Source organism: Streptomyces poriferorum (assembly GCF_019399235.1).
Classification (GTDB): Bacteria; Actinomycetota; Actinomycetes; order Streptomycetales; family Streptomycetaceae; genus Streptomyces; species Streptomyces poriferorum.
On record NZ_JAELVH010000262.1, the window covers coordinates 1 to 8,919 of the forward strand.

Consider the following 8,919-nt stretch of genomic DNA (forward strand, 5'->3'; position numbering starts at 1 on the left):
CACCCCTCCCCACCCCCGATTCCTTTGACTGCGCCCGCCGGAAGGTGAACGGGACGTCGCACCCAGGGGCCGTCCGGAGGTACCTCCGCGTTCTTTCCCCGAAGCCGAGCGCCGGACGGTGGCCGAGAACAGCAGCGGGGCCGATGACCGAACAACGCCCCCCGGGGGAGCCGTTACGACGCCTCGCGACACCAGCGAACCGGACATGCCGGTCATCTCACACTCTGTTAATTTCACCCCTATGTGCCTAATGATCACTCCTGTCACCCAGGGTGGGTGACGCCCGATGGGAGTAGTCCGCGACCATCCCGAACTTGCACTCTTCCTCTGTCTGTCCCTCGGCTACCTCGTGGGCAAGATCCGCGTCGGCCCGATCACGCTCGGCGGTATCTGCGGCACGCTGATCGTCTCGCTGCTGATCGGCACCCGGCACGTGAGCGTGAACGAGGACGTCAAGACGGTCTTCTTCGCGCTGTTCATCTTCTCGCTCGGCTATCTGGCGGGGCCCCAGTTCTTCGCCAACCTCAACCGCAAGAGCCTGCGCTTCTTCGCCCTGTGCCTGATCGAACTGGTCTGTGTGCTCGGCATCGCCTTCGGCCTGGCCAAGGCCTTCGACCTCGACGTCGGGACGGCCTCGGGCATCCTGGCGGGCGCGGCCACCGAGTCCGCCGTGGTCGGTACGGCCACCGAGGCCATCGGCAAGCTCGACGACCTGACCGCCGCCCAGATCACCCAGTACCAGGGGCACGTCGCCACCGCGTACACCGTCTGCTACCTCTTCGGCCTGGTCACCATCGTGCTGTACACCAGCCAGATCATGCCGATGCTGCTGCGCATCAACCTGGCGGACGCCTCGCGCGAACTCTGGGAGAAGATGCGCGGCGGCGTCCGCGGTCTGGAGTCCGACGAGCGCGAGGCGCTGCCCAGGACGGTCGGCCGCACCTTCCTGGTGACCACGGCGGACGGCCGCAGCATCGGTGAGCTGGAGGCCTCGCTCGGCGGCGTCGTCACGGTGGAGGGCGTGAAGCGCGGCAGTGTGCTGCTGGACCCCTCCCCCGATCTGGAGCTGACCCTGAGCGATCTGGTCCAGCTGGTGGGCCGGCGGCGCGGCATCATCGCGGCCGGCCGGGCGATCGGCCCGGAGACCCCGGCCGTGCCCGGCCTCGACACCCCGCTGGCCACCCGTCAGGTCGCGGTGACCGAGAAGGCCACCGCCGGGTCGACCATCGCCGAGCTGGAGCGGGACCACCCCGAGTTCCGCCGGGACGGCGTGTACATCACGGACGTCCTGCGCAACGACCAGCATCTGCCCGCGTCGGCCGAGACGCAGGTGGAACGCGGCGACGTGCTGACCTTGGTGGGTGCGCGCGCGGGCCTCAACAAGCTCGTCGCGAAGATCGGCGCCGTCGTGAAGAACGACGCGACGGACTTCGTCTACCTGGGCCTCGGCATCGTGGTGGGTTCGCTGATCGGCCAGATCGTCGTCCGGATCGGTGACATCCCGTTGTCGCTCGGCACCGGCGGCGGCTGCCTGGTCTCCGGGCTGCTCTTCGGCTGGTTCCGCTCCCGCAGGCAGACCTTCGGGGCCTTCCCCCCGCAGGCCGCGAACACGCTGAAGGACCTGGGCCTGGCCATCTTCATCGCCTGTACGGGGCTGACCGCCGGGCCCCAGGCCTGGCCGCTGCTGAAGGAGTACGGCGCGCTCCTGCCGTTCGCCGGGATCGCCATGGTGCTGATCCCCGCGACCATCTCGCTGATCGTCGGGCTGACGGTCCTGAAGATCGAGAAGCCCCTGCTCATCGGTGCCATCGCGGGCCAGCAGTGCTCGACCCCGGCGATCACCTCCATCACCCAGGTGGCGCAGAGCTCGGTGCCGCTGCTCGGCTACACGATCACGTACGCGCTCTCCAACTTCCTGCTGCCTCTGACCGGTCCCATCCTCGTCGGCGTCCTGGGGGCCTGAATGATCGATTTCCTCAACCGCAACATCTTCACGCCCCATCCCGAACTGCTGGTCTTCCTGGTCGTCGCGCTGGGATTCCTGATCGGGAAGGTCCGCTACAAGGCGATCGCGCTCGGCGCCGTGACCGGCTGTCTGGTCGCGGGCCTGGTGCTGGGGGCGCAGTTCAAGATCCAGATCGACGGAACGGTGAAGAACCTCTTCTTCATCATGTTCCTGTTCGCACTCGGCTACCGGGTCGGCCCGCAGTTCTTCCGGGGCCTGAAGAAGGACGGGATCCCGCAGGTCGTCAACGCGGTCGTGGTCTGTGTGACCGGGCTGCTGGTCTCCTGGCTCTTCGCCGTCCTGCTCGGCTACGGACCCGGGCTCGGCGCCGGCCTCATGAGCGGCGCGCTCACCCAGTCGGCGGCGATCGGTGTCGCACAGGACGCCATCGGCACCCTGCCCGGTCTCTCCTCCGCCGAGGTGAAGTCGGAGCAGAACCTGGTCGCGGTCGGGTACGCCGTGACGTATCCGCTCGGCACCATCCTCTGCGCGATGCTCCTCGCCAATGTGCTGCCGCGGCTCTACCGCCGGGACCTGGCGAAGGAGAGCGCGGAACTGGCCGCGGAGCTGGACGCCCCGGACGAGGACCCGGACGAGGGCGAGGGCTACTACGAGACCGTGCTGCGGGCCTACACGGTCGAACGCCCCGACCTCGCCGGCCGCACCATCGCAGACTTCGAAGCCCAGCAGCAGGCACTCGGCCGCCGCGTCTACATCACCCAGGTCCGGCGCGAGGGAACGATCCTGCCGCAGGCCCAGTCCCTCGTGCTGCGGGGCGGGGACACCATCGCGGTCAGCGCCCTGCGGCACGACCTGGTGGACTTCGACGCCCGTACGCATGTGGGCCCGGAGGCGGACGACGTGGCGTTGCTCGGATACCGGACCGAGACACTGCACGTGGTGGCGTCCGAGAAGGCGCAGCTGGGCAGGTCGGTGGAGGAACTGCGCCGGGAGCCGTTCATGGCCGGTGTCTACATCGAGAAGCTGTACCGGGCCGGCGCCGAGTTCCCCTTCCGGCTCTCCACCCCGGTGGAGCGCGGCGACACGCTGGTGCTGACCGGTCCGGAGCGGCTGGTCGGCCCGGCGGGCAAGGAGCTCGGCAAGCCCGTGCCGACCAGCTTCGCGACGGACATGGTGTGGGTGGGCCTCGGCATCTTCCTCGGCGGCTGCATCGGCATTCCGGCGCTGACCGCGGGCGGGGTGCCGATCTCGCTCTCCACGTCGGGCGGCGGGCTCATCATGGGTCTGGTCTTCGGCTGGATCCGGGGCAAGTACCCGACGTACGGGAACGTGCCGCCGGGCGCCCAGTGGTTCATGGACACCCTGGGCCTGTGCATGTTCGTCGCGGTGGTCGGCATCAACGCCGGCCCCAGCTTCACCAGCGGTCTTTCGTCGGCGGGCTGGGGGCTGCTGCTCCTGGGAGCCGTCGCCACTGTCGTGCCACTGCTCGTCGGATTCCTCGTGGGCCACTACATCCAGAAGATCAGGTTCCCGATCCTGATGGGTGTGCTGGCCGGCGGCCAGACCACCACGGCGGCGATCGGTGCCGTCAACGAGACGTCCAAGTCTCAGATCCCCACGCTCGGTTACACGATCCCGTACGCCGTCGGCAATGTGCTGCTGACCGTGTGGGGCGCCGTCATCGTCATCCTCAACCACTGAACCGCGGGAGCGCAGACATGCCCAAGGCCAGCCTCAGCCGTGCGGAGATCCGCTCGTTCGCCCAGCTCAGCCCGTTCGAGCTGAAGGACAAGTTCATCACCATCGCCCAGTCCGAGCAGAGCGACAAGCCCGGCCAGAAGGGCAAGACGATCCGGGCCATGCTGAACGCGGGCCGCGGCAACCCGAACTGGGTCGCCACCGGCCCCCGGGAGGCGTACCACGCGCTCGGCTACTTCGCGATCGCCGAGTCCCGCCGGGTCTGGACGGCCGACAACCTGGGCGGGATGCCGGAGGAGGCCGGCTGCGCGGACCGCTTCGCCCGCTTCGTGCGTACGCATCCGGAGCTGCCCGGGATCGAGCTGCTGCAGGCGAGCATCGACCTGGCGGTCAAGCGCTTCGGTTTCGTGCCCGACGCGTTCGTCCACGAGCTGGCGGACGCGTCGATCGGGGACAACTACCCGGTGCCGGGGCGGATCCTGCCGCATGTCGAGCAGATCGTGCGCGGGTACGTGGCCGACGAGATGTTCGACCACCGGCCGCCGGAGGGGCAAAACCTCAGCCTGTTCGCGACCGAGGGCGGCACCGCCGCGATGTGCTACATCTTCGACTCGCTGCTGAAGAACGGGATCCTGCACAAGGGCGACCGCATCGCCCTGATGGTGCCCGTGTTCACCCCGTACCTGGAGATCCCCGAACTGGACATGTACGGCTTCGACGTCGTGCACGTCGAGGCGAACCTGTTCACCGAGACCGGGGTGCGGCAGTGGCGCTACCCGCCGGAGGAGATCGCCAAGCTGGCCGACCCGTCCGTCCGGATGGTCTGCTGCGTCAACCCGAGCAATCCGCCGTCCCTGGCGCTCGCTCCGAAGGTCGCCGAGCAGATCGTGGGCATCGTCGCCGAGCAGAACCCGAACCTCATCGTCGTGACGGACGACGTCTACGGGACCTTCGTCGAGGGCTTCCGCTCGCTTGCCGCCGACCTGCCCCGCAACTCCCTGCTCGTGTACTCGTACTCCAAGCACTACGGCGCCACCGGCTGGCGGCTCGGCGTCATCGGGCTGCACGACGACAACGTGATCGACGACCTGCTGGCCGCGCAGGGCGCCGAGGAGAAGGCGCGCCTGGGCAAGCGGTACGGGTCGCTGTCCCTGCACCCGGAGGAGATGCGGTTCGTCGACCGGCTGGTCGCGGACTCCCGACAGGTGGCGCTCAACCACACGGCGGGCCTGTCGCTGCCGCAGCAGGTGATGATGACGCTCTTCTCCCTCTTCGACATGCTGGACGAGGGCCAGGAGTACAAGAAGCGGATCCGCGCCATCGTGCGGCAGCGCCTCGAACTCCTGCTGGAGGGCGCGCACATGAAGATCTCCGAGGACCCCAAGCGTGCCTCGTACTACATCGAGCTCGACCTGCTGGCCGAGGCGGAACGCACCCTGGGCAAGGAGTTCGCCGACTACCTGGAGCAGAACTACGAGCCGGTCGACCCGCTGTTCCGGCTGGCCGAGCAGACGTCCGTGGTGCTGCTGAACGGCGGCGGTTTCGACGGACCGGAGTGGTCGGTCCGCGTCTCCCTGGCCAATCTGGACGACCTGGACTACCTGAAGATCGGTCACCAGTTGCGGGCGATCTTCGACGAGTACGCACAGGAGTGGCGGGCCTCGGGGACCGGGGCGGCGTAGGGCCCTTCGACCGGATCAGGCCGGTCGGGCCGGGGGGCCGGTCAGGCGGCGCGCAGGCGGTCCAGGGTGTGCTGGAGCTCCGCCTGGGCGGCCCGGCCCGCGGACTCCGCGTCACCCGCCACCACTGCGGTGACGAGCGCCCGGTGCTGCGCGTCACCGTGGTGGGGATCGCCGCGGCGCAGCCCGAGCAGGTCCACCAGGTCGATCAGGGCCTGCCGCAGCGCGGGGGCGAACTCGGCGAAGAGATCGGTGAGTACGGGGTTGTGGGCGGCCGCCACGACCGTCCGGTGCAGGGCGATGTCCGCGTCCACGAACGCGGCGTCGTCCGGCCCCGCGCCCGCCTCGCGCCTGGCCGCGAGCGCTGCGTCGAGGGCGGTCAGGTCCTCGTCGGTGCGGCGCCGGGCGGCGAGGCGGGCGGCCTGGACCTCGATGAGCATGCGGACCTCGTAGACGTCGGTGACCGCTGCCCGCCGCAGCCTGACCGGCCACTCCTCGGCCTCGTGGTCGGCGATGACGAAGACGCCGGCGCCCTGGCGGGACCGGAGCAGCCCGAGCGTGGCGAGCGTACGCACCGCCTCGCGCACGGTGGAGCGGCCCACGCCCAGCGTCTTGGCGAGTGTGGTCTCGCCGGGGATCTTCGTGCCGACCGGCCAGTGCCCCTCGGTGATCTGCGCGCGCAGATGACGTGTGGCCTGTTCGACCAGAGGGCTGGGGTGGAGCGGGCCGAGCGAGGACACGGGATTCACCTGTCAGGTTGTCTGAGGACTTGGTTTCTGACTACTGTACCGATCATGACGTACGGCGGTCTCCTCCTTCTCGGCTGCCGCGGCGGGGCCTGAAGCGATCGGCACCCCGCCGCGGGGTGCCGTGCTGTGCCGGTCGCATCCGGCGATGCGAAACGAGACCGCGTTCATGTCCGAGCTCACGTCCGAGTCCCTGCGCGATGCCCCGTCCGGCGTCATGTCACCGATGCACAGCTTCCCCACGATCTGCACGCCCCGCGGGCCCGTACCCGAGGCCGCGCCCCACTGGAACCCGCAACGCTCCAGCTCGATGCCCTCGCACCGCTACCGGCCGGCGTTCGACCGCGTCGACATCCCGCTGACCGGCCGGAGCTGGCCGCAGGCCCGTATCGACCGCGCCCCCCTCTGGGTCCCCGTCGACCTGCGCGACGGCAACCAGGCCCTGGCCGAACCGATGGACACCCCGCGCAAGCGCCGGATGTTCGATCTGCTCGTCGCGATGGGCTACAAGGAGATCGAGATCGGCTACCCGTCGGCCAGCCGCACGGACTTCGGCTTCGTGCGGCATCTGGCGGAGAGCGGGGCCGTGCCCGACGACGTGACCGTGGTCGTCTTCACCCCGGCCAAGGCGGAGCTGATCGAGCGGACCTTCGAGTCCGTCGCGGGAATGGACCGGGTGGTCGTCCACCTCTACATCCCGACCGCGCCCGTCTGGCGCGACGTCGTCCTCGGCCGCAGCCGGGCCGAGGTGCACGGCGTGGTGCTGGACGCCGCGCGGCAGATGGACCGGCTGGCGCGGGCCAGGCCCGGGGCGGACATCCGGTTCGAGTTCTCTCCCGAGGTCTTCATCCTGACCGAGCCCGACTACGTGCTGGAGATCTGCAACAGCCTCACCGAGCTGTGGGACGCCTCGCCGGACCGGCCGGTCATCCACAACCTGCCGGCCACGGTGGAGATCGCGACACCGAACGTGTACGCGGACCAGATCGAGTACATGCACCGCCATCTGGACCGGCGCGACTCCGTGATCCTCTCCGTCCACCCGCACAACGACCGCGGTACGGGCGTGGCCTGCGCGGAGCTCGCCGTACTGGCGGGGGCGCAGCGGGTGGAGGGCTGCCTGTTCGGCAACGGGGAGCGCACCGGCAACGTCGATCTGGTCAACCTGGCCCTCAATCTGCACGCCCAGGGTGTCGACCCGATGATCGACTTCTCGGACATCGACGAGATCCGCCGCACGGTCGAGCACTGCAACCGGCTGCCGGTGCCGCCACGCCATCCGTACGGCGGCGACCTGGTGTACACCGCGTTCTCGGGCACCCATCAGGACGCGATCAGCAAGGGGTTCGCGCACCATGCCGACAGCGGTTCGCAGCTGTGGTCGGTGCCGTACCTGCCGATCGATCCGGCGGACGTGGGGCGGACGTACGAGGCGGTCATCCGGGTCAACAGCCAGTCCGGCAAGGGCGGCATCGCCCACCTGCTGCGGAGCAACCACGAGGTGGACCTGCCGGCCCGGATGCGGGCGGACTTCTCCCGTACGGTGCAGGAAGCGACGGACGACAGCGGTCTGGAGGCCACGCCCAAGGACCTGTGGGACCTGTTCGACGCGACGTATCTGGCCCCCGGCCGGGACGGCTCGGTCGCCCTGACCTCCTGGTCGGCGGAGAGCGGCCCGGCGGGTGAGCACCGCTTCGTCTGCACGCTGCGGGTGGACGGACGCGAGGGCGACTACGAGGGCACGGGCGGCGGTGCGGTGTCCGCGTTCACGGACGCGCTGGAGGGCGCCGGGGTGACGGTCACGGTCCTCGACTTCGCGGAGCACGGGGCCGCCGGGGGGCCGGTCACGGCGTACGCGGAGTGCCGGGTCGGCGAGCGGGTGCGCTGGGGCGCGGGCCAGGACACGTCGGGCGTGGCCGCGTCGGTGGCGGCGGTGCTGTCGGCGGTGAACCGGGCGGAACTCCGAGCCGCTCCGGGCGGGGCAGAAGCCCGTCCGGCGATCGAGGACACCGTTTGAGCCCGTCCGGCGGTTGAGGACACCCGGGCGGGCCGCGCGCGCAAAGGGGCGCGCACCCCGGCCGGGTGGGGGGAATGTGGGCGCCGGCCGGGATGCACGGGCGGGGGAAATCGGCTGCTGGGTTACTACTTGTACGCGCCGAACGCCTTCGTGAAGGCGAGCGGCTCCTGCGCGATCGAACTGCACGAGGCATCCGCGGACGGCTTCGACCCGCCCGCGCACTCCTTGTCCCGCGTGCCCGACCACATGGCCAGCCAGGCGAGGCCCTTCTCCTTGGCGAAGGTCACCAGCTGGGTGGCGTCCTCCACCTTGAAGATCTCCGTGGCCACGTCGTTCACGCCGATCATCGGCGTGACGGCGACGGTCTTCCACGCGTCCGCGTCGGAGAGGCCCAGCACGCCCTTGATCTGGGCCTGGGTGGCCGTCGCCGCCTGGATGGCGTACGTGCCCATGTCGCCGCTGTACGAGGCGCCGTAGTCCATCGCCATGACGTTGACCGCCCCGACGTCCACGCCGTTCTTCTTCGCGTCGGCGATCAGGTCCACGCCGGGCTGGGTCAGACCCTCGGGCATCACGGGCAGGGTGAAGGAGACGTCCAGGCCGGGGTGGGACTTCTGGAGCTGGGCGATGGCCTGGGAGCGACGGGAGTTGGCTGCCGTGTCGGGCAGCGCCCCTCCCTCGATGTCGAAGTCGACCTTGGTCAGCTTGTACGTGTCGACGACCTTGCCGTACGCCGTCGCCAGGTCGGCGGCCGAGGCGCAGTTCAGTGCCAGCTCGGATCCGGCGGCACCGCCGAAGGAGACCCGGACGTCC

At 69.8% G+C, this 8,919-nt stretch carries 6 protein-coding genes; 4 read left to right on the forward strand and 2 right to left on the reverse strand.

What is annotated here, in order from left to right; translation table 11 throughout:
• The first annotated feature begins 286 nt into the window (after positions 1-286).
• Genes aspT (JGS39_RS31755) through JGS39_RS31765 form a run of 3 tightly spaced genes read left to right on the forward strand, consistent with a single transcriptional unit; the run spans position 287 to position 5,346 of the window.
• Complete coding sequence (gene aspT / locus JGS39_RS31755) at positions 287-1,963, forward strand: aspartate-alanine antiporter (protein WP_219573201.1); 1,677 nt, start codon at positions 287-289, stop codon at positions 1,961-1,963.
• The gene (gene aspT / locus JGS39_RS31760; RefSeq protein ID WP_219573202.1) at positions 1,964-3,667 is read left to right on the forward strand and encodes an aspartate-alanine antiporter; all 1,704 of its coding nucleotides are present in this window, start codon (positions 1,964-1,966) and stop codon (positions 3,665-3,667) included.
• Positions 3,668-3,684: 17 nt separating this feature from the next.
• Positions 3,685-5,346 carry a bifunctional aspartate transaminase/aspartate 4-decarboxylase gene (locus tag JGS39_RS31765; RefSeq protein ID WP_219573203.1) on the forward strand — a complete coding sequence of 554 codons (1,662 nt, stop codon included), beginning with the start codon at positions 3,685-3,687 and terminating at the stop codon, positions 5,344-5,346.
• 41 nt (positions 5,347-5,387) lie between these two features.
• On the opposite strand, the gene JGS39_RS31770 is transcribed toward JGS39_RS31765, so the two are convergent.
• The gene (locus JGS39_RS31770; RefSeq protein WP_371930383.1) at positions 5,388-6,092 is read right to left on the reverse strand and encodes a FadR/GntR family transcriptional regulator; all 705 of its coding nucleotides are present in this window, start codon (positions 6,090-6,092) and stop codon (positions 5,388-5,390) included.
• Positions 6,093-6,315: 223 nt separating this feature from the next.
• Between JGS39_RS31770 and JGS39_RS31775 the strand changes: the two genes are divergently transcribed.
• The gene (locus JGS39_RS31775; protein WP_236064564.1) at positions 6,316-8,106 is read left to right on the forward strand and encodes a 2-isopropylmalate synthase; all 1,791 of its coding nucleotides are present in this window, start codon (positions 6,316-6,318) and stop codon (positions 8,104-8,106) included.
• 125 nt (positions 8,107-8,231) lie between these two features.
• On the opposite strand, the gene JGS39_RS31780 is transcribed toward JGS39_RS31775, so the two are convergent.
• Positions 8,232-8,919 (reverse strand): chitinase (locus tag JGS39_RS31780; RefSeq protein ID WP_219573205.1); only part of this gene is annotated, 688 nt, incomplete at its 5' end.